This is a genomic window from Variovorax sp. Soil_C_12 (assembly GCF_057657375.1).
In genome coordinates this window covers 1-25,851 of record NZ_JBDGIO010000026.1, presented here as the reverse complement: position 1 = coordinate 25,851, position 25,851 = coordinate 1, and the positions used below count along the sequence as shown (strand labels likewise).

The 25,851-nt window shown below is 65.2% G+C and carries 26 protein-coding genes and 2 pseudogenes; 18 read left to right on the top strand and 10 right to left on the bottom strand.

Features of this window, described 5'->3' with window-relative positions:
- Positions 1-8 precede the first annotated feature (8 nt).
- From AC3A6X_RS35015 to AC3A6X_RS35005, 3 genes are all read left to right on the top strand, one after another.
- Entirely contained in the window at positions 9-1,787 is a 1,779-nt protein-coding gene (locus tag AC3A6X_RS35015; RefSeq protein WP_487846473.1) for an acyl-CoA dehydrogenase C-terminal domain-containing protein, read from the top strand.
- Positions 1,788-1,797: 10 nt separating this feature from the next.
- The gene (locus AC3A6X_RS35010; RefSeq protein ID WP_487846472.1) at positions 1,798-2,979 is read left to right on the top strand and encodes an AMP-binding protein; all 1,182 of its coding nucleotides are present in this window, start codon (positions 1,798-1,800) and stop codon (positions 2,977-2,979) included.
- Between the two features lie 65 nt (positions 2,980-3,044).
- A complete protein-coding gene (locus tag AC3A6X_RS35005) occupies positions 3,045-3,308 on the top strand; it encodes an AMP-binding enzyme (protein ID WP_487846471.1) in 264 nt (87 codons plus the stop codon).
- Between the two features lie 50 nt (positions 3,309-3,358).
- Here the strand turns inward: AC3A6X_RS35005 and AC3A6X_RS35000 are convergent, their stop codons facing one another.
- Positions 3,359-4,345 carry an NAD(P)H-dependent flavin oxidoreductase gene (locus AC3A6X_RS35000; protein WP_487846470.1) on the bottom strand — a complete coding sequence of 329 codons (987 nt, stop codon included), beginning with the start codon at positions 4,343-4,345 and terminating at the stop codon, positions 3,359-3,361.
- Between the two features lie 7 nt (positions 4,346-4,352).
- On the bottom strand, positions 4,353-5,093 hold the full coding sequence (locus tag AC3A6X_RS34995) for an SDR family oxidoreductase (protein ID WP_487846469.1): 741 nt from the start codon (positions 5,091-5,093) through the stop codon (positions 4,353-4,355).
- A 159-nt stretch (positions 5,094-5,252) separates the two neighbouring features.
- Between AC3A6X_RS34995 and AC3A6X_RS34990 the strand changes: the two genes are divergently transcribed.
- The 4 genes and pseudogenes from AC3A6X_RS34990 (at position 5,253) to AC3A6X_RS34975 (ending at position 8,303) form a co-directional block, all read left to right on the top strand.
- The gene (locus AC3A6X_RS34990; RefSeq protein WP_487846468.1) at positions 5,253-5,843 is read left to right on the top strand and encodes a 2-hydroxychromene-2-carboxylate isomerase; all 591 of its coding nucleotides are present in this window, start codon (positions 5,253-5,255) and stop codon (positions 5,841-5,843) included.
- The gene (locus AC3A6X_RS34985; RefSeq protein WP_487846467.1) at positions 5,764-7,518 is read left to right on the top strand and encodes an AMP-binding protein; all 1,755 of its coding nucleotides are present in this window, start codon (positions 5,764-5,766) and stop codon (positions 7,516-7,518) included. The genes AC3A6X_RS34990 and AC3A6X_RS34985 overlap by 80 nt, the downstream gene beginning before the upstream one ends.
- Positions 7,519-7,722: 204 nt before the next feature.
- Positions 7,723-8,109: pseudogene (locus AC3A6X_RS34980) on the top strand (ATP-binding protein); the annotation flags it as partial.
- Positions 8,106-8,303, top strand: coding sequence for a hypothetical protein (locus AC3A6X_RS34975; protein WP_487846466.1), 198 nt, complete (start codon positions 8,106-8,108; stop codon positions 8,301-8,303). The pseudogene AC3A6X_RS34980 and the gene AC3A6X_RS34975, both read left to right, overlap by 4 nt.
- A 108-nt stretch (positions 8,304-8,411) precedes the next feature.
- On the opposite strand, the pseudogene AC3A6X_RS34970 reads toward AC3A6X_RS34975, so the two are convergent.
- Both AC3A6X_RS34970 and AC3A6X_RS34965 read right to left on the bottom strand, forming a co-directional pair.
- Positions 8,412-8,746 (bottom strand): annotated as a pseudogene (locus tag AC3A6X_RS34970) (IS3 family transposase); the annotation flags it as partial.
- A 67-nt stretch (positions 8,747-8,813) separates the two neighbouring features.
- Complete coding sequence (locus AC3A6X_RS34965; RefSeq protein ID WP_487846465.1) at positions 8,814-9,110, bottom strand: YciI family protein; 297 nt, start codon at positions 9,108-9,110, stop codon at positions 8,814-8,816.
- 137 nt (positions 9,111-9,247) lie between these two features.
- On the opposite strand from AC3A6X_RS34965, the gene AC3A6X_RS34960 reads away from it, so the two are divergent.
- Genes AC3A6X_RS34960 through AC3A6X_RS34950 form a run of 3 tightly spaced genes read left to right on the top strand, consistent with a single transcriptional unit; the run spans position 9,248 to position 11,096 of the window.
- Positions 9,248-9,427 (top strand): hypothetical protein, encoded by a 180-nt coding sequence (locus AC3A6X_RS34960; protein ID WP_487846464.1) that lies wholly within the window; start codon positions 9,248-9,250, stop codon positions 9,425-9,427.
- The gene (locus tag AC3A6X_RS34955; RefSeq protein WP_487846463.1) at positions 9,424-9,861 is read left to right on the top strand and encodes a winged helix-turn-helix transcriptional regulator; all 438 of its coding nucleotides are present in this window, start codon (positions 9,424-9,426) and stop codon (positions 9,859-9,861) included. Before AC3A6X_RS34960 ends, AC3A6X_RS34955 begins: the two co-directional genes overlap by 4 nt.
- Entirely contained in the window at positions 9,858-11,096 is a 1,239-nt protein-coding gene (locus AC3A6X_RS34950; RefSeq protein WP_487846462.1) for a Bcr/CflA family efflux MFS transporter, read from the top strand. Before AC3A6X_RS34955 ends, AC3A6X_RS34950 begins: the two co-directional genes overlap by 4 nt.
- Before the next feature lie 190 nt (positions 11,097-11,286).
- Here AC3A6X_RS34950 and AC3A6X_RS34945 read toward each other — a convergent pair whose 3' ends face one another.
- Together AC3A6X_RS34945 and AC3A6X_RS34940 are read right to left on the bottom strand one after the other, a co-directional pair.
- Complete coding sequence (locus tag AC3A6X_RS34945) at positions 11,287-12,954, bottom strand: alkaline phosphatase PhoX (protein ID WP_487846461.1); 1,668 nt, start codon at positions 12,952-12,954, stop codon at positions 11,287-11,289.
- A 427-nt stretch (positions 12,955-13,381) separates the two neighbouring features.
- The gene (locus tag AC3A6X_RS34940) at positions 13,382-14,389 is read right to left on the bottom strand and encodes an ABC transporter substrate-binding protein (protein ID WP_487846460.1); all 1,008 of its coding nucleotides are present in this window, start codon (positions 14,387-14,389) and stop codon (positions 13,382-13,384) included.
- A gap of 1,676 nt (positions 14,390-16,065) precedes the next feature.
- Between AC3A6X_RS34940 and AC3A6X_RS34935 the strand changes: the two genes are divergently transcribed.
- Entirely contained in the window at positions 16,066-16,488 is a 423-nt protein-coding gene (locus AC3A6X_RS34935; RefSeq protein WP_487846459.1) for a CopG family transcriptional regulator, read from the top strand.
- Positions 16,489-16,508: 20 nt separating this feature from the next.
- Entirely contained in the window at positions 16,509-17,750 is a 1,242-nt protein-coding gene (locus tag AC3A6X_RS34930) for an extracellular catalytic domain type 1 short-chain-length polyhydroxyalkanoate depolymerase (RefSeq protein WP_487846458.1), read from the top strand.
- Between the two features lie 345 nt (positions 17,751-18,095).
- Here AC3A6X_RS34930 and AC3A6X_RS34925 read toward each other — a convergent pair whose 3' ends face one another.
- Together AC3A6X_RS34925 and AC3A6X_RS34920 are read right to left on the bottom strand one after the other, a co-directional pair.
- A complete protein-coding gene (locus tag AC3A6X_RS34925; protein ID WP_487846457.1) occupies positions 18,096-18,587 on the bottom strand; it encodes a hypothetical protein in 492 nt (163 codons plus the stop codon).
- Between the two features lie 157 nt (positions 18,588-18,744).
- Positions 18,745-19,374: a response regulator gene (locus AC3A6X_RS34920; RefSeq protein ID WP_487846456.1), complete on the bottom strand. Its 630-nt coding sequence runs from the start codon at positions 19,372-19,374 to the stop codon at positions 18,745-18,747.
- Between the two features lie 305 nt (positions 19,375-19,679).
- Here AC3A6X_RS34920 and AC3A6X_RS34915 point away from each other — a divergent pair, with 305 nt between their 5' ends.
- The 5 genes from AC3A6X_RS34915 to AC3A6X_RS34895 all read left to right on the top strand — a co-directional run bounded on the left by AC3A6X_RS34915 (position 19,680) and on the right by AC3A6X_RS34895 (position 23,211).
- Complete coding sequence (locus AC3A6X_RS34915) at positions 19,680-20,180, top strand: hemerythrin domain-containing protein (RefSeq protein WP_487846455.1); 501 nt, start codon at positions 19,680-19,682, stop codon at positions 20,178-20,180.
- Between the two features lie 11 nt (positions 20,181-20,191).
- Entirely contained in the window at positions 20,192-20,491 is a 300-nt protein-coding gene (locus AC3A6X_RS34910; protein WP_487846454.1) for a hypothetical protein, read from the top strand.
- Positions 20,492-20,610: 119 nt separating this feature from the next.
- Complete coding sequence (locus AC3A6X_RS34905; RefSeq protein WP_487846453.1) at positions 20,611-21,570, top strand: diacylglycerol/lipid kinase family protein; 960 nt, start codon at positions 20,611-20,613, stop codon at positions 21,568-21,570.
- Entirely contained in the window at positions 21,567-22,397 is an 831-nt protein-coding gene (locus tag AC3A6X_RS34900) for a metallophosphoesterase family protein (protein ID WP_487846452.1), read from the top strand. The genes AC3A6X_RS34905 and AC3A6X_RS34900 overlap by 4 nt, the downstream gene beginning before the upstream one ends.
- Complete coding sequence (locus tag AC3A6X_RS34895; protein ID WP_487846451.1) at positions 22,387-23,211, top strand: phosphatase PAP2 family protein; 825 nt, start codon at positions 22,387-22,389, stop codon at positions 23,209-23,211. The genes AC3A6X_RS34900 and AC3A6X_RS34895 overlap by 11 nt, the downstream gene beginning before the upstream one ends.
- A 359-nt stretch (positions 23,212-23,570) precedes the next feature.
- Here AC3A6X_RS34895 and AC3A6X_RS34890 read toward each other — a convergent pair whose 3' ends face one another.
- Positions 23,571-23,834 (bottom strand): DUF378 domain-containing protein, encoded by a 264-nt coding sequence (locus AC3A6X_RS34890; protein WP_487846450.1) that lies wholly within the window; start codon positions 23,832-23,834, stop codon positions 23,571-23,573.
- Between the two features lie 122 nt (positions 23,835-23,956).
- The gene (locus AC3A6X_RS34885) at positions 23,957-24,409 is read right to left on the bottom strand and encodes a fasciclin domain-containing protein (RefSeq protein ID WP_487846449.1); all 453 of its coding nucleotides are present in this window, start codon (positions 24,407-24,409) and stop codon (positions 23,957-23,959) included.
- Positions 24,410-24,512: 103 nt separating this feature from the next.
- Between AC3A6X_RS34885 and AC3A6X_RS34880 the strand changes: the two genes are divergently transcribed.
- Positions 24,513-25,427, top strand: a complete 915-nt coding sequence (locus AC3A6X_RS34880) for a MerR family transcriptional regulator (RefSeq protein ID WP_487846448.1) — start codon at positions 24,513-24,515, stop codon at positions 25,425-25,427.
- Positions 25,428-25,851 lie beyond the last annotated feature (424 nt).

Genomic DNA, 25,851 nt, shown 5'->3' with positions numbered 1-25,851 from the left:
GCAGCACCATGACCTACCAGATCCCGCTGCGTGACATTCAATTCGTCCTGCACGAACTGCTCCAGGTGCCGGCCATGCTGGAGGCCTGCGGCCAGCCGGAGCTCGACACCGAAACCATCGACCAGGTGCTCACAGCTGCCGGCCAGTTCGCGTCCGAGGTGATCGCGCCGCTCAATGGGCCGGGCGACGAGCACGGTTGCAGCATGCCCTCGCCCGGCGTGGTGCAGACGCCGCCGGGCTTCAAGAAAGCCTACGACGAGTTCACGAAGAACGGCTGGGCCGGCCTCGCGTGCAGCCCCGAGTTCGGCGGCCAGGGCTTTCCTTCGGTCGTGGCCAACGCGGTCTACGAAGTCTTCGGTGGCGCGAACATGGCGTGGGCCTCCTACCCCGGCATGTCGCATGCCACCTACGTCAACGTGGCGGCCAACGGGTCGGAGGAACAGAAGGCGCTGTACCTGCCGAAGATCGCCTCGGGCGAGTGGGCCGGCACCATGTGCCTGACCGAGCCCAATGCGGGCACCGACCTGGGCCTGATGCGCACCCGTGCCGTGGCGCAGCCCGATGGCAGCTACCGCATCACCGGCAGCAAGATCTTCATCTCGGGCGGCGAGCAGGACCTGACCGAGAACATCATGCACCTGGTGCTCGCACGCATCACCGATGCACCGCCCGGCGTGAAGGGCATCTCTCTTTTCATCGTGCCGAAATTCATCCCCGATGCAAGCGGCGCGGCCGGTGCGCGCAACGGGGTGGTCTGCGGCTCCATCGAGCACAAGCTGGGCATCCACGGCAACTCGACCTGCACCATCAACTTCGACGGCGCGACCGGCTGGCTGCTGGGCGCGCCCAACAAGGGGTTGGCGGGCATGTTCGTGCAGATGAACCACATGCGCGTGCTGGTCGGCATGATCGCCGTCGGCCTGATGGAAGCGGCCTACCAGAAGGCCCTGGCCTACTCGAAGGATCGCCTGCAGGGACGCACCAGCGGTGCAAGATCGTCCGGCGAAGCGGCCGACCCGATCATCGGACATGCCGACGTGCGCCGCATGCTGCTCACGCAGAAAGCGAACATCGAGGGAGCGCGCGCACTGGCGCTGTGGACGGCGCAGCTGAGCGATCTTCAGCGTCTTCATCCAGACCCCGCCAGACGCAACGAGACGGCCGAACTGCTCGGCCTTCTGACCCCGCTCGTGAAGGCGCTGTCGAGCGACCTCGCGGTGGAAGGCACGCTGCTCGCCATGCAGGTGTTCGGCGGGCACGGCTACGTTCGCGAGAACGGCGTCGAGCAGCACCTGCGGGACGTGCGCATCGTCGGGCTCTACGAGGGCACGAACGGCGTGCAGGCCATGGATCTGCTCGGGCGCAAGGTGCTGGCCGATCAGGGCCGGCAGATGGGCGCCTTCCTGGACATGGCCGGCGCATTCGCCGAGACCTGCGGCCCGCGCGAGGCGATGCGAGAATTTTCGGAGCCGCTCGCCGCACTGGCCGCCGACATCAGGCAGCTCACCGGCGAGCTCGTGGCCACGTCGGCGCACGACCCGCATGCGGCAGGCGCCGCGGCTGCGCCCTACCTGCGGCTGGTCGGGCACCTGGCCCTCGCCTGGACCTGGGCGCGGATGGCCGAGGTGGCGTTCAGGAATGCGGAGTCCACCGACCCGATCTATGCATCGAAGATCGCCACGGCCCGCTTCTACTTCCAGCGGCTGCTGCCGCAGACTGCGGCGCTCTGCGGCGAGATCCGGGCCGGCTCATCGGCATTGATGGAGCCGGCCGTCGATCTGTTCTGACCGGGGCGGCATGTACCACCTGAGCCGCTTCGCACGGGCCACACCCGACAAGGTGGCCGTGCGGTTTCTCGAATCCGGCGAGGCGTTCAGCTTTTCGCGGCTGGAGCGCGAGGCGAACCGCGCGGCCAACGCCTTGTTGAGGCTCGGCCTGGCGCGCGACGACTGCATAGTCCTGTGCATCGAGAACTCGCCCGACCTGCTCTTTCTTGCGCTCGGCGCGCAGCGCATCGGGCTGTACTACGTGCTCGCCTCGACGCGACTGTCGGCCGCGGATCTGGAGTACATCGTCAAGGACTCGGGGGCATCGGTCGCCATCGTGTCCTCGGCCTGCACGAGCGCCGAAACCGCTTCGTCGCTGGACCTCGGCGGCGCACGGCGCGTTGGCATCGGTTTTCCGGACACGGCCATGGAACGCTGGGAGACGCACTTTCTCGCTGCGCCGGACGGCCTGCCGCCCACGCCCGCGCCGGGCCGCGAAATGCTGTATTCATCGGGCACGACCGGCCGGCCCAAGGGTGTGCGCAAGCCGCCCTTCGAGGGTGCCTTCGACGCCGTGGACAACCGCAACGCCGCGGTGGCGCGATCGTTCGCGCTCGACGCCTCTTCGGTCTATCTGTCGACATCGCCGCTGTATCACAGCGCACCCAACCGGTTCCTGTCGGCGGCCATCCATGCCGGCGCGACCAGCATCGTGATGGCGAAGTTCGATGCCGAACGTTCACTCGCCGCCATCGCGCATTTCGGATGCACCCATTCGCTCTGGGTGCCGACCATGTTCCACCGCCTGCTGCGTCTGGAAACGGAGGTACGCAGCCGCTACAGCACGGCCTCCATGGTCCACGGCGCAGCGCCCTGTCCGGTCCACGTCAAGCAGGCGATGATCGACTGGTGGGGCCGGTCCTGCATGAGTACTACTCGGGCACCGAAGGCATCGGCGCCACGGCCATCAGCTCGCGCGAATGGCTCCAGCACAAGGGCTCGGTCGGGCGCGCGACCGACGGCATCCTGCACATCCTGGACGACGCAGGCCGTGGGCTGCCGCCGGGCGAAACCGGGAACGTCCATTTCGAATGCGATGCGCACTTCGAGTACTGGAACGACCCCGCCAAGACCCGCGCGGCGACGAGTCCGCAAGGCTGGCGCTCCTTCGGCGACATCGGTCATCTCGACAGTGAAGGCTATCTCTACCTGACGGACCGCAAGGACTTCGTCATCGTCTCGGGCGGCGTCAACATCTACCCGCAAGAGATCGAGGACGTGCTGCTGCAGGACCCCCGTGTCGCCGATGCCGCGGTCTTCGGGGTGCCGAACGACGAGTACGGCGAAGAGATCAAGGCGGTCATCCAGCCGGCGCATTCGGATTTCACGGGCCCCGCCATGGTCCAGGCGCTGAAGGCCCGCTGCCGCGAGCTGCTCGGTCCGCTCAAGGTGCCCAGGAGCATCGATTTCGAGTCTGACTTTCCCCGGCACGCAACCGGCAAGCTCTACAAGAAGATGCTGCGCGATCGCTATCTGGCCTAGAGGGTGCAAGTCGCCGGCCCGCTTCGCAGCGAGCCGGCGGATGTCCAAGGCTAGGCCAGTGCAGGCTCCAGGAACCCGGCGAGCCGCTGCGCGATCAGCTGCTCGGCCTCGTCCATGATGCGATCGATCAGCTCCTGCACGGTCGGAATGTCGTTGATCAGGCCGACCACCATGCCGCAGCTCCAGGCGCCGGCATCCATCTCGCCTTGCAACATCACGCGCGGGTAGACGCCCGCCACCTGGTCGATGATGTCTTCGAACTTGAGGTCGGCGCCCTTTTCCTTCTCGATCCTGATGAGCTGCTCGACGGATGAATTGGTCAGCACGCGCTCGGTGTTGCGCAGCCCTCGCATCACGAGCCGCGTGTCGAGCTCGGTGGCCGCCACGATGGCGTCCTTCACGTTCTGGTGGATCGGCGCTTCCTGGGTCGCGACGAAGCGGGTGCCCATGTTCATTCCCTCCGCGCCCAGCGCCAGCGCCGCCACCAGGCTGCGCGCGTCGGCCATGCCGCCGGAGGCCACGAACGGGATCTTCAGCTCCTCGGCGGCGCGGGGCAGCAGGATCATGTTCGGCAGGTCGTCCTCGCCCGGGTGGCCGCCGCACTCGAATCCGTCCACGCTCACGGCGTCGCATCCGATCGCTTCGGCCTTGAGTGCGTGGCGCACGGATGTGCACTTGTGGATCACCTTGATGCCGGCCTTCTTGAGCGCGGGCATGTAGGCCTCGGGGCTGCGTCCCGCCGTCTCGACGATGCGAACGCCGCCTTCGGCAATGGCTGCGATGTACTCCGGGTATGGCGGCGAGGACAGGGTCGGCAGGAACGTGAGGTTCACGCCGAAGGGCTGGTCCGTCATCTCGCGGCAGCGGCGGATTTCCTTGGCCAGGAGCTCGGGCGTCCGTTGCGTGAGGCCCGTGATGAGCCCGAGCCCGCCGGCGTTGGACACGGCGGCGGCCAGCTCGGCAAAGCCGACATAGTGCATGCCGCCCTGGATGATCGGGTGGCGGATGCCGAAGAGTTCTGTGATGCGTGTTTTCATGTGTCGTTCACCAGGTTTCCATGTAGGGACGAAGGTCCATCTCGAAGGTCCAGGCGTCTCGAGGCTGGGTGTGCAGGTACCAGTAGTTCTCCGCGATGTGCTCGGGGTTCAGGATGCCGCCCTGCTCTTTCAGCGCGTAGCGTTCGGGGAAGTTGCTGCGGATGAACTCTGTGTCGATCGCGCCGTCGACCACGATGTGGGCCACGTGAATGCCGCGCGGGCCGAGTTCGCGCGCCATGCTCTGAGCGAGTGCGCGCAGCGCGTGCTTGGCGCCCGCAAAGGCCGCAAAATTGGCGGAGCCCCGGATGCCGGCCGTTGCGCCGGTGAAGAGAATCGTGCCGCGCCCTCTCGCGACCATCCTGCGGGCGACCTCGCGCGCATTCAGGAACGCGCTGAAGGTGGCCATCTCCCAGATCTTCATGTACTTGCGCCCTGTCTCCTCCAGGATGCTGCTGGGCACGTTGGCGCCGATGTTGAACACCATCACCTCGATGGGGCCGCGCTCCTTCTCGATCTGGTCGATGAGGGCGACCACATCTTCCTCCTTGCGCGCATCGCTGCCGTAGCCGAACGCCTGGCCGCCGGCCGCACGGATGCGCTCGATGGCCGGTTCGAGCTTGTCGGCCGAGCGCCGCGTCAGGCACGCGGCGTAACCCTCGCGGGCAAAGCGCGCGCCAATGGCGCTGCCTGTGGCGTCACCGGCGCCGACGACGAGAGCCACACCGCGGTGGTTGGCTGGTTTGTCCATGCGTTCTCCTTTAAACAACGACCGTTAAGTCATCGAACGTTAATCACTGAACGCTCGTTTGTCAATAAGGAAAGAAGTCCAGTGAAACCCCGTTGACGCGCCTCCATTAATCACATAGCTTCCGTTCATCAAACGTTCGTTTACTTAAAGGAGCCCTGAATGCGCAAGTCGGTTGATTTTTTCTTCGATGTCGGCAGCCCGTCTTCCTACCTCGCGTGGACGCAGCTACCCGCCCTGTGCGCCAGCCACGGCGCCGACCTCGTGTACCGGCCGATGCTGCTCGGCGGCGTCTACCAGGCCACCGGGAACGCCTCGCCGGCCACCATCCCCGTCAAGGGCCGCTATACGCAGATGGACTACGAGCGCCATGCGCGCCGCTATGGCGTTCCCTTTCAAGGCAATCCGCACTTCCCGGTCATCACGCTGTTCCTCATGCGCGCGGTCACCGGGATCCAGCTGCGCCGCCCGGAGCTGCTGCAGCAGCTGCTGGGCTGCGTGTTCAAGGCGCTGTGGATCGACGCGTTGAACCTGAACGATGCGCAGCTCACGGCCCGCATCCTGGCCGAGGGCGGATTCGATCCCGCCGACATCGAGCGCCTGGCGCAGGACGCCGAGACCAAGGCCGCGCTGAAGGCCACGACGCAGGAAGCGGTCGAGCGCGGCGTGTTCGGTGCACCCACGCTCTTCGTCGGCGACCAGATGTTCTTCGGGCAGGACCGCATGGACTTCGTTCGCGAAGCCCTGTCCTGAGCCGCCGCCAACCGCACGAGGAAAACTCATGGAACACCGACCCTGGCATGCCTCCTACCCCGCAGGCCTTCCCCGCGAGATCGTCCTGGACGACAGTGAAACCCTCGTCACCTTGCTAGAACGCGCGCTCACGAAGCACAGTGCCAGGACGGCCGTCACCTGCTCCGGAGAATCCCTGACCTTCGCGCAGGTCGAGCATGCGTCGGCGCTGCTCGCGCGATCGATGCAGGCGGCCGGCCTCAAGCGGGGCGACAGGGTGGCCCTGCTGCTACACAACAATCTCGTCTACCCGGTGGCGCTGGCGGCCATCCTGCGCGCTGGCATGGTGGGCGTGACCATGAATCCGCTCTACACGGCGCGGGAACTGCAATACCAGCTGGCTGATTCGGGGGCGTCCGCGCTGGTGGCTGCCGAGCCGTTCATGGGCCTGGTCGACGAAGTGATGGGCCAGACGCAGCTTCGGTACGTCATGACGGTTCCGATGAAAGACGTGAAGCCGGCGCTCTTCGCAACGGGCGGCCCGCCGGACGCAAGGGTTGCGGACGGCGCCACGCGGATCGTCAGCTTGCGCGACGCCACCTCCGCGCTCCCGGACGCCGACTTTGCGAGCGAGCAGGTCCTTCCCTCCGACCTGGCCTTCCTGCAGTACACCGGCGGCACCACGGGCGTTTCGAAGGGCGCGTGCCTGACGCACCGCAGCGTGCTGGCCAGCTCGCTGCAGATGCGTTCATGGCTGTCATTGGCGCTCGACATCGACAACTTCGAGATCGTAACGCCGCTGCCGCTCTATCACATCTTTCCGCTCGGCACGACATTGATGGCGCTTGCCAGCGGCGCCCACAACCGCCTGGTGGTCAACCCGCGCGACGTCCAGGCGCTTTGCGCCGAACTCCACAGCGCGCCGTTCGACATGCTGATAGGCGTCAACACGATGTTCAACGGCATGGTGACCCAGCCCGAGATCTCGACCATCGACTTCTCCCGCTGCAACGTGGTCATCGGCGCCGGCGCCTCGATCCAGGCGGCCGTCGCCGCCAAGTGGGCGGCAGTGGGAGGCCCGTCCATCACCGAGGCCTATGGGCTCACTGAAACATCGCCCAGCGTCACCTTCAATGCGCCGGGGCGCAATGGCTCGATCGGCGCACCCGTGCCCTCCACCGACGTCCTGATCGTCGACGACGCGGGCGAGCCGGTGCCGCTCGGCACGCCAGGTGAACTGCTGATCAAGGGCCCGCAGGTCTTCGCGGGCTACTGGAACCGTGAGGAGGAAACGCGAAGGTCTTTCACGCCGGAGGGCTGGTTCAAGACCGGCGACATCGTCACCATGGATGCGCAAGGCCTGATGTACATCGTCGACCGCAAGAAGGACATGATCCTGGTCTCCGGCTTCAACGTCTATCCGAACGAGATCGAGGGCGTGGCGGCCATGCATGCGGACGTGATCGAATGCGCGTGCATCGGGGTGCCGGACGAGCGATCGGCGGAGGTGCCCCACCTCTTCGTCGTGCGCCGCGCACCGGGGCTCCAGGCGGAAGAACTCGAAGCGCATTGCCGCAAACTGCTTGCGCCATACAAGGTGCCGCGCCACATCACGTTCGTCGAGGCGTTGCCGAAATCCGCCGTGGGCAAGATCCTGCGCAAGGAGCTACGGCCGCAGAGTGCTGCCGTCGGCTGAACGGGTCGGCAAGGAGGCCGCCGACGGAGCGCGCGATGGGCTGGGCGGCCTCGAATCTGAAGTGCAACACCGCATCCCGTGTAAGGTGCTGCATTGCCTCCGCAGATTACCGCTACGCTCAGGCGCGTGTACCCCGACGAAGCTCGCGCGCGACCGCTGATCGGCAGCCGGGAGTTCGACAGCGGGGCGGGCACCGGGCGCGGTTCGGGGCAATTGCTGGGCGACCTCGCCGCTCTGGACAGCGACTCGACGCTGCGTCGGCGGCTGCGCCACTACGCCGCGCCGGACACCTTGCTCATCGACGAGGTGGGATACCTCTCGTCCTCCAACCGCCATGCCGATCTGCTGTTCGAACTCGTCAGCCGCCGCTACCAGCACAAGAGCACGGTGGTGACGACCAACAAGGCATTCGTCGACTGGGGTGAGGTGTTCCCCAATGCCGCATGCCTCGTCTCGCTCGTGGACCGCCTCATGCACCGCGCCGAGGTCGTATGCATCGAGGGCGAGTCCTACCGCGCCAGGGAAGCGCAGGAGCGGCTGGCCGCGCACGCCACGCAGCGCTCGGCCAAGAGCGGCAGGAGCAAGCGGTGACATCCCCCCACGACGAACCGGCGCCGCTGCCGGCGCACTGGACGCCCGAACAAGCGCTGGCGGTCTTCGAGTGCCTGCACGCGCTGCGCGAGCAGCTGTGGTCGGTGTATGGGTCCGCCGTTCAGCAGGCCTCGCGTGACCAACTCGCGCCGCAATTGCCGTTGCCCGAGTTCGACCCGAACGCCCCCTTCTGAACAACGCCCGCTCCAATGCAAGAGGGCCCCACGCGCGGCCCTCGTGCATTGGTGTTCACTCTGCTGCCAGCAAACCCGCGTCCTCGCCACCGAATAGAGGCGGCTCTACACCGCCGCCAACAAGGCCATGTAGACGAAGCCCTGCCAGGTCGAGACAGAGGTGAAGTCCGCCAGCCACAACTGGTTCGGCCGAACTGCCGGTTCATACGGTCCAGTGGGCATGCCGCCTTGGCATCGGGCACGGTGGTGCGCACAGCTTTGCCGCGGCGCGCGCCGCTCAGTCCGAGCCGGCGCATCAACCGCTCCACGGTGCAGCGCGCGACGCCCGTGCCCTCGCGCCTGAGTTGGCGCCAGACCTTTCGGCGCCGTAGACCCGCAGGTTGGTCGTACACGCGCTGCACCTGCGCCAGCAACTGACCATCACGCAAGACTCGCGCAGGCAGCAGTGCCGTGCAACCGATCTTGGGGGCGATCGACTCGATCGCCGCCCACTGCGACGGCGGTCCGGCGTCAACCGCGCGCCTTCAGGCTCGGCATCTTGAAGTGTTCGTAATGCCCCACGCCATTCCTCACGATCGGGTCCTGGGAGGTGAGAGCCGCGATGTCCTGCGCGTCGTCGATCTGGAAAAGCGAAACGCCGTAGCCACCCGCCGGGTCCATCACCGGCCCGTGGGCAACCACCACGCCCTGGGCCAGCAGGTCGTTCAGGTACTGGCCGTGCTCGCCCATCCACCTCTTTTCGTCGGCGGACATCGTGGCCAGGAAATCCGTGCGCGGCGGGATGAATTTGCAGAGGTAGTACTTCATGGTTCGGAATGTCTTTTGTGTGGAAGAGGCGAGTGTCGATGTGTCAGTGTCTTGAAGCCCGCGCTTAGGCCCTCCTCACGCTCTTGGGAATCGAGCCCTCGAAGACATTGGGCAGGGAACTCTCCAGGAAAAGAATCATGCCGGTCATCTTGCCGACTGGGTTGCTGAACTTCGGCTCGGGCGTGTGGATGGGCCTGGACTTGATCTGGGTGCGGGATTGCGTCGACGCGGGCGGCGTCCTCACGGCCGTGGCTAGACGAACCGCGGATCGCTGGTTAGTATCGAATGAGTACCAAGTCAATATCAAAACGATATGAACACCGACAAAGATGCCGCGCCCACCTGCCCGATCGAGCGCAGCCTGGCCGTGCTGGGCGACGCGTGGACGATCCTCATCCTGCGGGATGCCAACGTGGGCGTGACGCGCTTCGACCAGTTCAAGAAAAGGCTGGGCATCGCGCCGACAATGCTGACCAAACGCTTGGCCACGCTCACGCAGGAGGGATTGCTCGATAGGAAGGTCTACTCCGAACGGCCTCCGCGCGACGAGTACGTTCTGACCGATGCGGGCAGGGATTCCCTGCCGGTATTGCTCATGATCGCCGCCTGGGGCAAGAAGCATCGCGGTGGCGGCCCGATGACGCAGTTCCTGGACGCCGAGACCGACACCGAGATCCAGCCGACAGCCATCGACGCGGTGACTGGCGCCGCACTCGGGACGCGCGCCCTGCGCCTACGGGTGCCCCAATGAACGCAGCCACCACCACTGCCGAACTGCCTGGGGCAGGTCGGGGGCAGCCCACGCGCGGCATCGTGTCGCTGTTGGCCGCCCTCGCGGCCATCGGCGCGCTGTCGACCAACATCATCCTGCCGTCGTTCCCGGCCATCCGGGCGAGCCTCGGCGTGTCCGATGCGCAGCTCGGGCTCACGCTGAGCGTCTTCTTCATCGTGTTCGCGGTCGGCCAGCTGATCGTCGGCCCGATGTCGGACCGGTTCGGCCGACGCAAGCTGGTCATCGGGGGCCTGCTGCTGTTCGCGGCGGGCGGGGTGATGTGCGCGCTGGCGCCCAACTTCGGCACCCTCGTGCTGGGCCGGGGGGTCCAGGCAGCGGGCGTGTGTGCCGCCTCGGTGCTCGCGCGCGCTATCGCACGAGACCTGTTCGATGGCGAGACGCTTTCGCGGGTGCTGGCCATGGTGATCGTGGCGATGGCCGCGGCGCCCGGCTTTTCGCCGTTGCTGGGCAGCGTGACGGAGCAGATCATCGGCTGGCGCCTGACCTTCGTGACTGTGGGCGTGGTCGGCGTGCTGCTTGCCGTCTGGTATGCGTGGCGGCTGCCGGAAACCCACGCCGTGTCCCAGCGCGCGAGCCTGTCGCTCGGACCGATCTTCTCGGCCTACACCAGCCTGGCGTGCGACGCGCGTTTTATCCGGCCGGCGATCGTGGTGGGCTGCGCCACGGGCGCCCTCTATGGCTTTTTTGCTGCCGCGCCGGCGGTGCTGATCGGCGCGCTGGGCCTGAGCTCGCTGCAACTGGGTCTGTTCTTCGCGGCGACCGTTCCTGTCGTGTTTGCGGCCGGGCTGCTCGTGCCCCGGCTGTCCGGGCGCTGGGGACCGCAGCGGACTTTGCAGTTCGGCCTGGCGCTCGCGCTGGCCGGCGGCGCGCTGGTATGGGTCGCTGCGGGTCGGGCTCCGGGCAGCCTCGTCGCATTCACCACGGCGCTATGCGTTTTCCTCTTCGGGATGGGCATCGCCAACCCGCTGGGAACCGCCCTCGCGCTCTCGCCCTTCGCCGCCAAGGCAGGCGCCGCATCGGCCATGCTGGGCTTCGTGCAGATGGTGGGTGCCGCGCTGGGCGCGATGGTAGTCACCAAGCTCGGCGGGCTTTCACCCATGACCGCGCTTGGCCTGGTGATCGTCGCCGCACATGTCTTGTCCATCGCCGTGTTTGCCCTGCGGAGCCGACAAAGGCTTGGTGCGACTGCCTAGAGTGCGAAGCGGCGCCCAGGCGACCGCGCTCCAGGAGGGATAGCGGCTGTTGAGGAGCGCCTATTCCGCTAGCAGGATCGTTTATTGCGCTAGACGCGGCGGTTACGCCTTCTGTCTTGAGTCAGGACGCTAAGTGCTGATTCGGATACGGGTGAAGCACCCGAACCAACTGGCCCTGCGCGCTTACGCCTCAGAGATTGCCGCGCTTCCAGGGTCCATTGATTGCGAACGTGATGCCCGGCCGAAGGATGCCAACGAACAGCGCCAACCCCCTCCGGTCGAAGCACGCCCCAGCGAACTCGATGCCACGATAGTCGCCAGGAGCCACGATCTTGCCGGCAGCGGCAATCTGATCTGCACTTAACTGCACATTGTTGCGGCAAAAGACGTAGGCCTCGCCAGCTCCATTGAGACCAAGCAGGCGCGAGCCGCTGTCACCGAAGCCACCGTCTTCGCACAACATCAGACCGCCGCGCGGGCTGACGGTGGTGTTGTCGGGATTGTTTCCCGCAGTCTGACTGCCACTGACGAACACCGCACGAAGGTGCATCGTGCGAAGGTGCAGTTCCCATACGGCGCCCTCGCCGCGGCCCGGCTGGCCGTTAGCGTCAAGGCCCGCCGACGTATCGACGATGAAAATCCGATCGTCCGAATACGCGACCCCTTCGCAGCGGCTCATCCGCGCACAGCCGTTCGACAGAGCCTGATATGTCGGCCCGGCACTCAGGCCGAACGGCCCGATGCCAGGTTGGCCGACAACGACGACAGGGTCCGCGTCGGGATCCGCGATCTTGACCCACTCGACGACGTACTCATCACCGATGTCGGGGTTCAGCAGCGCGGTGTCGTTGGCTTGGGCCAGCGTGCTTGGACGCGCCTGTCGCACGATAGAGGCAATGCGCGCCGCCTGCAGGGTGCCGCCCCGCTGCAGGTCGCCAACTTGACGGCCCGTGTTGAGCGGCCTGAATCTATACAGCGCCGACAGATTGCGATTGTCCTCGGTCTCGTAAACATCGCCTGTTGCCGGGTCGAGAGCGACCGCCTCGTGAACGAAACGACCCATATCAACGATTGGCGTTGCGATTGATCTCTCTGGGTCGGCCGCCGCCTCGAACACGTAGCCGTGCTTTTTGCCATTGATCAATGAAAAGTCGAAGATCGTCTCCTCGCAGCTGAGCCAACTGCCCCAGGTGGTGGCCCCCCCGGCGCAGTTGCCCAGCGTGCCACCGAGCGACGAGGTCGACGAGACCCAGTTGTTACCAAGAAAGCGCAGGTTCGTGGTGCCGCCGCCCGCATAGCCGACGAATCGTGGCGGGTCGGGGAGAGAAGGGTCCAGGACGAATGTCGGGCCCGCACCGATGCGGATCGGCGTTGTCCCATAGAAGACGGTGATGATGCCGTCGACAAGGGTTGTGGAGTACATGGATATGGCGCGGATCATGTCCGCCTCGGTCGCAACCAGACCCCGTTCGTGGTTGCGCACAATCAACGACCCGAGATCGTGTCGCCCACCCTGGGTCAACGACTCGATAGCATCTCGCATCGTCCTGACGACGCCCATGCCGTCGTGGCTGTCGGGTGTTGGGTGAAGATCGGCCATCGGGTCGCCAGCCCAGCCATACGACTTGTATTCGAAGCCTTCTGGCAATGCCAGCAGCGGCAGGCCCGTGCTGTCATCGAGCACGGGGGCGATCGGGCCATACGGTGATGGCGCGGACGCCGTCTGCTTGCCGATGGCGGCCATCGCATTACGGTTCGCCAGGGCGCCGAGGGCGCAAAGAAGACCATTGGCCGCCATGACGCCCGCCGAACGTTGCAAAAGGCGGCGCCTTGACATCGGGGAAAGCAGTGAGTTCATGCGACAGCTCCCTCAGTCGTCTCCAGTTTGGGCGGTGAGGTGTGATTTGTCAAAGAATCAAACTCGTGCAGCCGCAGTCGACGCCAGGCATCACCTGATCGTGGCGCACGAGGTCGCCAACGAGAGTAACGACCGCGCGTAGCTGAGCACCATGGCAACGGCCGGGTGCGAGGCGATGGTCAAGACCAAGCTGCAGGCCCTCGCCGACCGCAGCGGAGGCCCGGCCATGAGGCGACGATGAGTGCCGATGCTGTAGGCGAACTGCCGACGCCACTCCTCGACTCAGCGCAGTCATTGCATCGACCGCGCACCGCCGATGTTAGTTTCAACTTTAGACGGCGCAAGCGCCCGCCGCGGGTCCGCGGGGAGAAACGCAGCATGAAGGGACTCTACGCTGTGGCCGCAATCGCGCTTGGGTTGATCCCGACTACTCAACGATACGGTCTGCGCGGGCCAACACAGCGGGCGGAATTTTCAGTCCGAGAGCCTTGGCCGTATTGAGGTTCACCACCAGCTCGAATTTCGTCGGCTGCTCGATAGGCAGGTCTTCGGGTTTGGCGCCGCGGAGGATCCTGTCGACGTGACGGGCTGAACTGCGAATCAGCTCGACGATGTCGGCGCCGAACTGCAGCAATCCTCCCGCCTCCGCAAACCCTGGTGACTGGGCGATGCTTGGCAAGCGGAATTTGAGTGCCAGCGCCGTCACTTCCGGCGCAGCTTGGGCCAGCATCGGCCCGTCCATCATGAACAGGGCATCAGCCCCCTGCTTCTTCAGCGTGGCAATTGCCCCCGAAATTTCGCTGGGCGCTGCGACCCTCACGACTTGAAGCTGAAGGCCCAGCGTGCGCGTGGTTGCGACGAAGGCTTCGTCAAACGCCGTTGTCGTTGCAAATTCATTCACCGCCCCGACGCGCCGGGTCGAGGGCAGCGCATCCCTCATGACTTCGAGTCGCTTGGCGTTCGCCTCCGCAGACATCAGCGTCATGCCCGTCACATTGCCACCAGGTCGCGCCAAACTTCTCGCAAGCCCCGCCCCCACCAATTCGCCGGTCACGCCGACAACGACCGGAATCGTCGCCGTGGCCTCGGCGACGATACGAACCATGGCGATTGAACCGTAAGTGAAGATGAGGTCCGGTTTGAGCCCGATCACCTCGCGGGCCAAGCCCGCCATGAGATCGGAGCGATGGTCGGCGTAGCGCACCTCAAACGCGACGGTGCGTCCCTCGGTCCAACCCAGCCCGGCCAGCGCTTGCTTGAAGGCAGGTATCCAAGGATTCGTGGAATGGGCGGGGCCTGGGTTCAGGATACCGATCAGCGGCAGTTTTGAAGGGGCCTGAGCAGCAGCGTCCGAGATGCCGATGTTCACGCCAATCAGAACGCCCGAGACGCAGCGCAGTGTCTGTCGTTTGTCCGCGTCTTCAACCGCATTCATCGGGTGAGTCTACTGGCTTAGCCCAGCCAGCGCTTGCTAAAGCAGGCATCCAGGACTAACCGTGACTCCACGAAGACAATGGGAACACGCTTTCACCGACTTCTACAACTGTGCACCGTTCAAGGGGCTGATCGCGATGCGCCAAGGCGCTTCCCGCGGCAGCGTGCTCGCGACTTTTTTTGGTCTCGGTGATCCGGCCGCGCCCGCGGCCCAAGCCCCTTTCAAGCCAGAAGCACCGATGGTGCCAGCTCTGAATCAGGGGTCTGCGGCACGGTCCGGAGAGAATGATTGCGCTGAAGCGCTTGCGGGCACTGGCTTTGTGCGAGAAGGAGAGTTCGTTGATGAGCGCCTGGATGATCGACGTCACGCAACATTTCGCGGCTGTGCGTCTTCCACTGGCCTACCTAGGACGGCCGGGTCGTCGACGCCGGTCGGATGAAGTTTCACCTTCCTGGGGACCCCAAGCGGCCATACGATCTTGGAATCGTTCCAGCAGGTGCGGGTTGGAATCGTCGACTGCTCGGGTGGGACGACTGCTTCGCCGTCACAGCGGCTGAGAGCGACATGTTCGGCATGGCAATTGTTGAACAACACCATCGACAAGGACATGATTCCGGGTACTCATCGGCCCGCCGCTGCGCATGGCGGGTGTGGCCTTGGTCGACTACTTTGCCGCCCATCCTGTAGCCACCTCACTACCTCACGGTACATCGCTGCATCAACCAACGCATGCCCACGTCGGGCGGGCTTTACGTCTGGGACTTTGCGCCCAGCAGCAAACATGCGAATGCCCGGCTTCAAATGACCGAGCGTGAGATCTTCCGATAACCCGTGAGGTGGCGTCGATCCAGTCGTCGATAAAGGCTCGCGCTTCTTCGCCCAGGACCTCGATCGCATTGGCGCCATCACGTAGGGGACTCACCAGGGCGACCCGACATTTACGCACCCCGCCCTGGCTGAAATCCGCATGCGGCGACGCGACAATCTGGATCAACCTCATCGCATTCCGCTTCCACATCCCGTCCCGTGAACTCGAATTTGTTCGCTCTAACGTGTTCCTGATCATGGTGAAGCTCTGAAGGCCTCTGCGGGTGCAGCTCCAGGCTTGGAGCGAGTAATTCCTTTGTACTGCGTTTCAAAAGAGCGTTCCAGTGGCCGGCAAGAGAGCACGGTGATCCCGCGGCGTTTGCGCCGACTCCTTCTGGCAATTGATTGCCGCTGCACAAGACCGTAGCGCCGTGCGCGGGGTGACGTGGCCGCGCAGGCGCATCGCGGTGCCTCTTCACCTCGCTCGTGCTGCAGTGCCGAGCCAGGCCGAAGCAGTGGTGAGCGAGCAGTTCCATGCGTCCCCGACCAATTCGTGCCTTAAGCGCGTCAGCAGACGATGGCCTGGCCCCTGCGGTATCGCTTGCCGCGGTTCAAATGGGCAACTTTCTCGCCAGCCGAACGCAATGGCTTAGGAACGCGGCCGACAGCATGATCCTGCGGCTCGAACCCACAGAAAGAGCACCGCTTATCCACAGCCTTATCCCACAAGCTGGGGGCGGCCCCGCCAGCGCGTACGGCGCTTCGGTCCTTGGCTGACCGTGCCGGACACGCTGGTTGAATTCGCGACCCGGGCACCCCGGCAAAATATCATCCCAGCACCATCCACATGGATGGTGTTAAGATGGCGCATGCCTTCAAAGCTCACTCTTGTCCCCACCAAGCCGGTTCCCGAATCCGAAAAGATCACCATCAACCTCGGCTTCGTCGACCTCGGCCACATCGACTTGCTCGTCGCCGAGCGCTTCTATGCGAACCGCACCGACTTCATTCGCACGGCGATCCGCAACCAGTTGGCCACGCACGGCGAGGCGCTCAAGCAAGTGGTCGCCCGCAAGATGCTGGTATTGGGACTGCAGCAATTCACGGCGGCCGATCTCCAAGCCGTCAAGGCGGCTGGCCAGAAATTGCAGATTCGCGTGCTCGGACTGGCCAGCATCAGCCCGGACGTCACCCCTGAACTCGCGCTTGCCGCCATCGAATCGATCACGGTACTCGGTGCCCTGCACGCAAGCAGCGCCGTCAAAACTGCCCTTGCCGGGCGCATTCACTAAACAAACCCAAGAAAGCCCCAATGACCGATCTTTTCCAACGCCTGATGACCGAGGCCACCCAGCTCACACACGCCGGGCAACTCCAGGCAGCCACGCTCGCCATCCAGCGCGCTCTGCGGGGCGACGCCCCTGAGGTGTTCGGCACCAAGGACACGGCCACCGCGCCTGTTGCTTCGCCCGCCGCGCCTACTCCGAAGAGCGGTCGCGCCGGCGCGTTCCTGGAACGACTCAAGGGCTTCATGGGACGCAAGTTCAAGCCAGCGGGTTCGAACCCTGCCTTTCTGTCGCCTGAAGTGGGGGTTGAAGGGGACATCCACTACGTCGGGCCGTCGCCAGCCGTTCCAGGACTGGACGGGGAGCAGTGGATCGATGGCAGCTTCACTCATCAGGGTCGCACGCTTGCCTACAAGCTCTACGTGCCGCCACCGGTGGCTGGCGCAACCCCGGCCCCGGCACGACCGCTGGTGTTAATGCTGCATGGATGCACGCAGGGTGCCGCCGACTTTGCCGCCGGCACGCAGATGAATACGCTAGCCCGTGAACTCGGCGTGCTGGTGCTCTATCCCGAACAAACCCAACATGCGAACGCCCAGAAATGCTGGAACTGGTTCAAGCCGCAGCACCAGCATCGGGGGCGTGGGGAACCGGCCGTCCTTGCCGCGCTGACCCAGTCGGTCACGGCCAAATTCAACGTCGACGCCGCGCGCGTCTACGTGGCAGGACTGTCGGCAGGGGGCGCAATGGCAGACATCGTCGGGCGTTGCTATCCCGACATCTTCGCCGCTGTCGGAGTGCATTCCGGGCTGCCCAGCGGCGCCGCCAGCGATGTGATGTCGGCACTGTCTGTGATGCGCAGCGGCGGCGCTGCTTCGCAGCGCGTTGACGCCGAAGTGCCTCCTGTGATCGTGTTTCATGGCGATGCCGACCACACGGTCCACGCCAGCAATGGCGATGCCATCGTGGAGGCCGCACGCAGGGGCGCAGGAGGAAGCGCGGCGCGCGATGTGCCTGCGCCGTGCATTGTCCAAGGTCGCTCGGCGAAGGGCCAGCGCTACACGCGCACAGTTCATGAAGCCGAGCCCGGCCGCAGCAGTGCCGAATACTGGCAGCTCCACGGGGCCGGCCATGCGTGGTCGGGCGGCAGTGCGACGGGAAGCTATACCAACCCGGCAGGCGCGGATGCGAGCGCCGAGATGCTGCGGTTCTTTCTCGCCCACCCGAATGCGCGGGTCGCAGACCTCGATTGCGCACGCCGCGCGTAGTGATTGCGCGTGCGCTGGCTCAAGTCATGGATCCCTACAAGCCGCCCCTTGCGCAGGTCGAGTGCCGGTTCAACAATGGTGCTGCGGCAGCGCATTGGTCCAGCCGTCTAAGCGGGCAACGCCGCTCGTGACGAGACGGTGGGCTGTGAAGCCCCAGGATCGGCAAGCCAACCCGCCGCCGGCACAAGGCCCGGGATTCGTGGTCGAGTGCCAGTGCGTGGGATGCCGCACCGGGGCATACAACGAAGCTGATCGGCTCGCCATCGCAATGAGCTTCACCGAGCCACAGGAGCGCGCTGCCCCTCCGTTGGATTGCCGTCTCTCCTCAGGAAGAGGCCACCTGGGTCACTTCGCCGGCTTCTTCGGCGACCTGCGCGCGGCGTCCAGCGCCGCTGCCTTCTCCGCGTGCTTCTCGGCGCGCGTTCTGCGCGGCTTGGGTTTCTGGGTTTCATTGACGTCCTGCGTTTCCTTCCTGACCTTCTTGTCCTTGGCCTGGGGATGATGCGTTCGCATCAGCCGGTCGAGGGCGCTCGGCCTGGGTTGCAGCGCCTGCGCCTTGCGCCTGTCCCGCTCCTCCTTGAGCAGCCGGCGCTCCTCGATCAGGACGGACTCGGCTTCGGACGGCTCTTTGTCCGCCCCACCAGCTTCCATCCGGCGCATCATCGCGCGATGCAGCGCTTGGCCGTTGGCCGAGATCTTCTTGGTCAATGACGCAGTACGGATCGGCATTTGGCAGTTCCTCGTGGTGCTGAAAGGCCACTGTAGGCCAGCCCGGCGCGCGACGCCAGTCTGCTTGTGCCATTGCGGCGCAGCAGGCGCATACATGAGCACGTGCATGTGCTGAATCTTCCGGCAGGCTCTACGCGCAGTCCACTGGACACAACTCTCGGGAAGCGATGTCCGCTCCCGGGAGGCCAGCCCCTGCGAGCAGACGCCGACGATCGCAACTTGGAGAGGGAGGGTGCGATAGGTCGCCGGCGCCAAGGTCCGGGGATCAGTTCAGCAACTGATGCTTCAGCGCGTAGTACGTCAAGTCACTCGTGGATGACAGGCAGAGCTTTGTCATCACGCGCGCTCGATACGTGCTCACGGTCTTGATGGAAAGCGAAAGCTCCGACGCAATGGTGCAGGGTCTCTTGCCATTGGCAAGCCTGAGAAACACCTGGAGCTCCCGCTCCGACAGGAAGTTGTGGGGGGCGCGGGGCTTGCCGGCCAAGTGGTCCACGAACAGTTCCGCCACAGCCGGGGTGAGGTAGTGACGGCCGAGGGCAAGTTCGCGGCTGGCCCATATCACTTCCATCGGGTCGCCATCCTTGTTCAGGAACCCTCTTGCGCCGAACTGGACCAGCAATGCTGCATACTGCTCCTGCGGATAAGCCGAGTAGATCAAAACCGCGACTTTCGGCGCGCAGACGCGGATCTTGGCCAAGGCGTCGACACCACTGCGACCTGGCATGTTCACATCCATGATCAAGACGTCCACCTTCGTGTGACGCAACAGCTCGACTGCTTCGCTTCCATCGCGGGCCTCCCAGGCCACAGTGAAGTCTTCACGGTCGAGCAACAAGTCGCGCAGGCCGCGCCGAACCATGGGATGATCGTCCGCGATTCCAATGCTGATCATGGCACGCTCGACGGCAGTGCTGCTTGAAGGTTGGGGCACATGATGAAATGCATCAGATGCTTCATGGCGTGCGGCAGTCGTAGGACGACAAAGGCTTCCATCGACGTCGCTGGCTCACTTCATGTCTTAAGACATACCTCGCGTTGATGGGCATTGCGTCAATGGCGGTGGCCAGACTGGAGGGCGAGCGAGGCTCGGGAAACGCAAGCAGCTTCACCGCCAGCAGCACGCGATGACATCCTACGAAGGCGGAACAACGCGCGCCGCACTCTGCAAATCCCCCAACCCGTCACCCGGAGCCCACGATGCCCACTACCGCCACGAAGCGCGCAGAGCCAGACGCATGCAGCCTGCTCGATGCCGACCACCGCAACGTCAAGAAGATGTTCAAGGCCTTCGAGGAGCTCACGAAGTCCAAGGCGGCAGGCGCCTCGCAGAAGAAGCGCGACCTCGCCAATCTGATCTGCACGGAGCTGAGCGTCCACGCGCAGATCGAGGAAGAGATCTTCTATCCGGCGCTGCGCGAAGCCATCAAGGAGACCGACCTGCTCGATGAAGCCGAGGTCGAGCACGCGAGCGCCAAGGACCTGATTGCTCAAATCGAGGAAGCAGCCGATGTGGACGACATGTTCGACGCCAAGGTCATCGTGCTCGGCGAATACATTGACCATCACGTCAAGGAAGAGCGCAACGAGATCTTCGTCAAGGCGCGCGCTGCACGCGGCCTCGACCTGGCCGGCATGCGCGAGCAGCTCGCGGCGCGGAAGGAAGAGCTGATGGCGGAGCTGACGGGCGCAACGGCGTAACGATCTCTTGCGTGGGTCTGATCGCGCTCAACTTCACCGGCGGCGAGAAGAAGCTCGAGGAGCAGGTCCGGCACGAATATGGGCTCCATGACGCCCAGTACCAGCGTGCACTCGGCGTCCTTCTCGGCCCACCAACCGAGGATGTCGAACTCTCGCATCCTCCGCACGGTCCTCTCGCGCTTCGTGTGAGGCTCCATCGGCTGTTCGGCTGCCGAAATGTCGTGTCGAACAGGTTGCCCGGGCTCGTGAACTCTTTGCCGCGCGCAGGGCGGCCGCCCACCTCGCTCGGTGCCCATCACTGCTGCCCGTGACATAGTTGATTCCGTCTTCCAAGCTTGTTGGCGGCGCGCTGGAGGTGGGGATTGATGGTACCAGCTCATCCAAAACGCGGCCGACCCGCCTGGAACTGCGCGCCCCTTACCCGTCGTCAATGACCCCACTCGCCATTGCCCACCGCCCGCCACTGCTCATCGTGCTGAACGCCGGTTCTGGCAAGGGCGCGGCTGCTGATGCACGAGGGAGCATCGAGGCCGGCTGCGCCGCGGCTGGCCGCGAACATCGCATCTACCAGGTCGACCGGCCCGGCCGCCTGCAGGCCTGCGCACGCGACGCGGTCGAGAGCGCCCGCGCGTTGCAAGGCATCGTGGTAGCCGCCGGCGGCGACGGCACGATCAACGCGGTCGCGCAGGCGACGCTGGGCAGCGGCTGCGCATTCGGCGTGCTGCCGCAAGGCACCTTCAACTATTTCAGCCGCACGCACGGCATTCCGGCCGACACCGGCGAGGCGCTGCAGGTGTTGCTGAACGAGTCGCCGCGCGCCGTGCAGGTCGGCCTGGTCAACGACCGGGTGTTCCTGGTCAACGCGAGCCTCGGCCTCTATGCCAAGCTGCTGGAGGACCGCGAGGCCTTCAAGGCGCAGTACGGGCGGCGTCGCTGGGTGGCCATCTGGTCGGGCCTGCTCACCGCCTTGAGCGGTCATCGGCCGTGGTACCTGCACATGGCATGGCACGGACAGGAGCGCGACATCCGCGCCCAGACGCTGTTCGTTGCCAACAATGCGCTGCAACTGCACCAAGTTGGCCTGCCCGAAGCCGACGCTCCGGAGCGCGGGCAGTTGGCCGCCGTGGCCCTCAAGCCCGTGGGCGTGTTCGCGATGCTGGGACTCTTGGCGCGCGGTGCGCAGGGCCGTCTCGGCGAGGCCGACGGCGTGCTGAGCTTCAGCTTCGAGTCGATGAGGGTGCGGCCGATGCGCAGCCGCCGCCGCGTGAAGGTGGCGACGGACGGCGAAATCGGCTGGCTCGAGATGCCGCTCCATTTCCGCGTCTCCCCCGAGCCACTGTGGCTGGTGCGCCCGGCGGTGGCGCCGGAGTTGGAGGCCATGCGCCAATGAGCGTGCTGCTGCAGATCTCCGATCCCCACTTCGGTACCGAGCAGGCACCGGTGATGCAGGCCCTCGAGCAGCTGGTGCTCGCGCAGCGGCCCGACCTGGTGGTGCTGTCAGGCGATATCACCCAGCGCGCCACGCGGGTCCAGTTCCGTGCCGCGCGGGCCTTCGTCGATCGACTCGGCGCGCCGGCCGTGCTGGCGATCCCGGGCAACCACGACATTCCGCTGTTCGCACTCGGCACGCGTCTCCTGGACCCTTACTGCCGCTACCGCGAAGCCTTCGGGCCGGAGCTGGAGCCGGTGTTCGAGTCCGCGCACTGCCTGGTGATAGCGGTCAATACCACGCGCTGGTACCGCCACGAGGACGGCGAGGTCTCGGCGGCGCAGATGGAGCGCGTGGCCGCGCGCCTGGCGGCTGCAACGGCGCAACAGCTGCGCGTGGTCGTCGTGCACCAGCCGCTGGCGGTGACGCTGCCCGAGGATGCGTCGAACCGCCTGCATGGGCGCGATGCTGCGGTGCGGCGCTGGGCCACGGCAGGGGCGGACCTGGTGCTCGGCGGGCACATCCACCTGCCTTTCGTGCGGCCGCTGCACGAGGCCTTTCCCGGTTGCGCGCGTCCGCTGTGGGCGGTGCAGGCCGGCACGGCGGTCTCGACGCGGGTGCGCCGCGGGGCGCCGAACTCGGTCAACCTGATCCGGTGCGCGGACCGCCTCTCGCGCCATTGCGTGGTCGAGCGCTGGGATTGCACAGCAGACGCGGCGCGCTTCCGCATCGCGACCACCCACACGCTCACGCTGGCCGAGGCGCCGGCGTCCAACCATGCCGGTTGAGACGTCGCCGCTGATCGGCTTCGCGCAGCTTCTGGGTCAGCATGCGCTGGCCGCCTTCTTGGCCGGACTGCTGGTGGCCATGCTGGCAGCCGGCCTGGTCGCCGTGCTGGTGCGCAGGCGCGATGCGCGGCGCACACGGCCCGAGACTGCCAGCGTCCCCACCTTGGCGCGCCTGCTCGTCGCCCTCGCGGCCGGCTTTGCACTGGTCCTCTGCACCGCGAGCCTGTTCGCGTCCATCGCCGCTCAGCTCGGCCCGGGCCGCACGATGGGCCATGCCGACCAGGTACTCGCCGATGCAATCGCCCAGCACACGCCCGCAGGCGCGCTCCGTGCTTTCGGCCTGCTCACGCATTTCGGCGAACCGCTGGTGCTGGCCTTACTCGGTGCGATAGTGGCGTCGTGGCTCTGGCGCAAGAGGGAGCGCCTGCTCGCGCTCGGTTGGCTGGTCGCGCTGGCGGGCAATGCCGTGCTGAATCCGCTGCTCAAGCAAGTGTTCGAGCGCGCGCGGCCGCTGCACGACTCTGCACTGGCTCAGGCCACAGGCCTGAGCTTTCCGAGCGGGCACAGCTCGGGTGCGATGGTGGCCTACGGTATGCTGCTCTACGTCCTGCTGCGCGTGCTGCCCGCCCGCTGGCATCCGGCTGCGGCGATGCTCGCGGTGGCCCTGGTCGTGACCACCGCCTGCAGCCGCGTGTTCCTGCGAGTGCATTTTGCGAGCGACGTGGCGGCCGGCCTGCTCTCGGGACTGTCATGGCTCGGTGTCTGTGTAGTGAGCCTGGAGTTCGCGAGACAACGGCGGCTTGCAAGGCCCTGAACGCATTGCAGCGCCTTGACTGCTGCTTGCCGCGCTGCGCACCGCGCAGCCCAGGTGCCGCAATGCCGTCTTGGCCCTCGGCGCTGCTTCAAGTTGTGATTCCCCTACTCGCGAATCAAGCGACTCAAACTTCCTCGCCCTGGGCTTCGATCAGTCTCTGAAGGATTCGGGTGCGCCGCTCAATGCTCGCCGGCAGCTGTCCACAAGAACTTTCAGCTTGGCGTTCGTGGCCTGAGGAGAGATCTTCTTGAGCGCACGCGCCATCTGGTCGTTCGCCGACCAGAGATCCCTCAGCTCGTCGACGTAGAGCTCGCGTGTTGATCTGAGACATGTTCGTTCTCGCCTTCTAGTTGGGGCGCCTACATCGTGCGGCGCGCCAGGCGCAGCGCGAGTGCGATGCCGTAGAGGCCGGCCAATCCGACCAGCCCATATACGATGCGCCTGAGGATCGACCCCTGGCCGAAGATGGCCGCGACGAGGTCGAAGTTCGCGACGCTGACCAAGCCCCAGTTGAGAGAGCCGACGATCATCAGGACCAGCGACAGCCAGGCAACTGGACCGAGGCTGCTGATGTTGTCGGAGCGGGAGGAGAGAGAAGCGGTAGATGAGGTTGTGACAGACATGACGGAAGACTCGTTGAGAACAGGATGTGATAACACCGTACGGGCTGGTGTCGGCATCGGGACACGGGGGTCTACAACAACAGACCCCTCTGCTTGCATCCCGGTTGGGCGTCGGGGGCCGTTTACTTGGGCAGCACCACGCTATCGATCACGTGGATGACGCCGTTGTCGGCAACGATGTCCGCCTTGGTGACATTAGCGCCGTCCACCTTGACGCCTCCGCTGGTGGAGACGGTCAGATCGCTGCCCTGTACGGTCTTGACCTTGCCCGCCTGTACGTCCTTGGCCATAACGCTGCCGGGAACGACGTGGTAGGTCAGGACGGCGGCAAGTTTGGACTTGTCGGCGAGGAGAGCCTCCAGATCCTTTTTTGGCACCTTGGCGAACGCCGCGTCCGTCGGCGCGAACACGGTGAATGGGCCTTTGCCCTTCAGCGTGTCGACCAGACCGGCTTTTTCAAGCGCGGCGGCGAGAGTCTTGAAGTCGCCGGCGGCAACGGCGGTGTCGACGATGTCCTTGGCCTGGACAGCGACTGCACTCAAGGCAAGGGTGCTGATGACGATGAAGCTTTTCATGAGATTCCTTCGGAGGTCGGTGGTAGGGTGAGACATCACAAAGTTGTCCTAGACAACCTTGTGATTGCGTAGAATACGGCGAGATCGCAAAGGTGTCAAGCAATTGTCCAAGACAAAAACGGAACCTGAGTTCACCATCGCTGCCGTTGAGCGCGACGTTGGCCTGTCCAAGGACGTCTTGCGGGTGTGGGAGCGGCGCTATGGCTTTCCGGTGCCGGACCGGGATGCCAACGGTGAAAGGCTCTACCCCGCTGGGCAGGTGCTTCGGCTGCGGCTCATCAAGCGGATGATGGACCAAGGCCACCGGCCGGGCAGGCTGCTGAGCGCGTCTGTCAGCGAACTGGAAGCGTTGGCGGCCAGTTGCCAGGACAGCAGGGCCGCCGAGGCCAGTGCCGGCTCGGACGGGTTGGACAAGCTGCTCGTGTTCATCCGCCAACACCAGGCCGCCGCCTTTCTGCAGGCCATGCAGCAGCGACTGGCCCGCCAAGGTCTACGCCTTTTTGTCCAGGACACAGTCGCACCGTTGACCGTGCAAGTCGGCTTGGCCTGGGAGCAGGGAAGGCTGCAGGTGTTCGAGGAACATCTGTTCACCGAACTCACTGCGCGCGTTCTTCGGCAAGCCATCGCGGCGGTGCCGGGCGGGAGCGAGCCCAAGGTGCTGCTCACGACCCTGCCGAAGGAATCGCACGGGATGGGGCTTCTGATGCTCGAGGCCGTGCTTTCGCTGGAGGGCGCGCAGTGCATTCCGCTCGGCACGCAAATGCCGCTGCTCGAGATCGTCGACGCCGTGGCTGCGCACCAGGTCGATGTCGTCGCGCTCTCGTTTTCGGCTGCCTTTCCCGTGCGGCAGGTTCCCGCGCTTCTGGAGCAATTGCGGGCGGCGCTGTCCAACAAAACCGAGCTGTGGGCTGGTGGCGCGGGTGTGCACAGGCTGGCCGCGCCAAAAGGGGTGGTGTGCATGACTTCGCTGGACAACGCGATCGCAGCCGTGCAACGCTGGAGGATGCCGGCAACTTGAAAGCAGCGTCCGAGCACGGCGCCACGCGGCCAAGCCAACGCGATGTCAACCCAAGCGTTCTGCAAGCCTGCGCGCTATCCGCCGTCCAGCGCTCTGCCAATCGCAGCTTTGCGGCTGGATCGAGATCAGTGGAGGTCCGCAACGAGTCGGAGGACTGATATGGTCGCTCTCGTCAAGTTGATGTTCATTGGCAAACGGCTGGGGTGATGCGGCACAAGTCTGCTGCTGCGACGATGGATCAGACTGATATTCGTGGGTTGGCTACCACCGTGCATCGATCCGTCATGGAAGCTGCCTCGCTCTAAACGGGGTAATCGAATGAAAGGGGCCTCCCCCTCGGATTAAGCGTATGCGGTCAATGAACCGCGTCCTTGAGTCACAGGCGGAGAGCTGACAGCCTACGTTCCCACGTAAACGAACGCGG

What these genes read in the sequence shown, in the direction of transcription:
- AC3A6X_RS34900 (WP_487846452.1), top strand. Translation starts at nt 21,567, where the DNA reads ATGAGCGTGCTGCTGCAGATCTCCGATCCCCACTTCGGTACCGAGCAG.
- AC3A6X_RS34940 (WP_487846460.1), bottom strand. Translation starts at nt 14,389, where the DNA reads ATGAATGCGGTTGAAGACGCGGACAAACGACAGACACTGCGCTGCGTC.
- AC3A6X_RS34925 (WP_487846457.1), bottom strand. Translation starts at nt 18,587, where the DNA reads ATGCACGTGCTCATGTATGCGCCTGCTGCGCCGCAATGGCACAAGCAG.
- AC3A6X_RS35010 (WP_487846472.1), top strand. Translation starts at nt 1,798, where the DNA reads ATGTACCACCTGAGCCGCTTCGCACGGGCCACACCCGACAAGGTGGCC.
- AC3A6X_RS34960 (WP_487846464.1), top strand. Translation starts at nt 9,248, where the DNA reads ATGCCGGTCATCTTGCCGACTGGGTTGCTGAACTTCGGCTCGGGCGTG.
- AC3A6X_RS34930 (WP_487846458.1), top strand. Translation starts at nt 16,509, where the DNA reads ATGACCGATCTTTTCCAACGCCTGATGACCGAGGCCACCCAGCTCACA.
- AC3A6X_RS34915 (WP_487846455.1), top strand. Translation starts at nt 19,680, where the DNA reads ATGCCCACTACCGCCACGAAGCGCGCAGAGCCAGACGCATGCAGCCTG.
- AC3A6X_RS34885 (WP_487846449.1), bottom strand. Translation starts at nt 24,409, where the DNA reads ATGAAAAGCTTCATCGTCATCAGCACCCTTGCCTTGAGTGCAGTCGCT.
- AC3A6X_RS34895 (WP_487846451.1), top strand. Translation starts at nt 22,387, where the DNA reads ATGCCGGTTGAGACGTCGCCGCTGATCGGCTTCGCGCAGCTTCTGGGT.
- AC3A6X_RS34905 (WP_487846453.1), top strand. Translation starts at nt 20,611, where the DNA reads ATGACCCCACTCGCCATTGCCCACCGCCCGCCACTGCTCATCGTGCTG.
- AC3A6X_RS34920 (WP_487846456.1), bottom strand. Translation starts at nt 19,374, where the DNA reads ATGATCAGCATTGGAATCGCGGACGATCATCCCATGGTTCGGCGCGGC.
- AC3A6X_RS34995 (WP_487846469.1), bottom strand. Translation starts at nt 5,093, where the DNA reads ATGGACAAACCAGCCAACCACCGCGGTGTGGCTCTCGTCGTCGGCGCC.
- AC3A6X_RS34935 (WP_487846459.1), top strand. Translation starts at nt 16,066, where the DNA reads ATGCCTTCAAAGCTCACTCTTGTCCCCACCAAGCCGGTTCCCGAATCC.
- AC3A6X_RS34950 (WP_487846462.1), top strand. Translation starts at nt 9,858, where the DNA reads ATGAACGCAGCCACCACCACTGCCGAACTGCCTGGGGCAGGTCGGGGG.
- AC3A6X_RS34955 (WP_487846463.1), top strand. Translation starts at nt 9,424, where the DNA reads ATGAACACCGACAAAGATGCCGCGCCCACCTGCCCGATCGAGCGCAGC.
- AC3A6X_RS34945 (WP_487846461.1), bottom strand. Translation starts at nt 12,954, where the DNA reads ATGAACTCACTGCTTTCCCCGATGTCAAGGCGCCGCCTTTTGCAACGT.
- AC3A6X_RS34990 (WP_487846468.1), top strand. Translation starts at nt 5,253, where the DNA reads ATGCGCAAGTCGGTTGATTTTTTCTTCGATGTCGGCAGCCCGTCTTCC.
- AC3A6X_RS34890 (WP_487846450.1), bottom strand. Translation starts at nt 23,834, where the DNA reads ATGTCTGTCACAACCTCATCTACCGCTTCTCTCTCCTCCCGCTCCGAC.
- AC3A6X_RS35000 (WP_487846470.1), bottom strand. Translation starts at nt 4,345, where the DNA reads ATGAAAACACGCATCACAGAACTCTTCGGCATCCGCCACCCGATCATC.
- AC3A6X_RS35015 (WP_487846473.1), top strand. Translation starts at nt 9, where the DNA reads ATGACCTACCAGATCCCGCTGCGTGACATTCAATTCGTCCTGCACGAA.
- AC3A6X_RS34965 (WP_487846465.1), bottom strand. Translation starts at nt 9,110, where the DNA reads ATGAAGTACTACCTCTGCAAATTCATCCCGCCGCGCACGGATTTCCTG.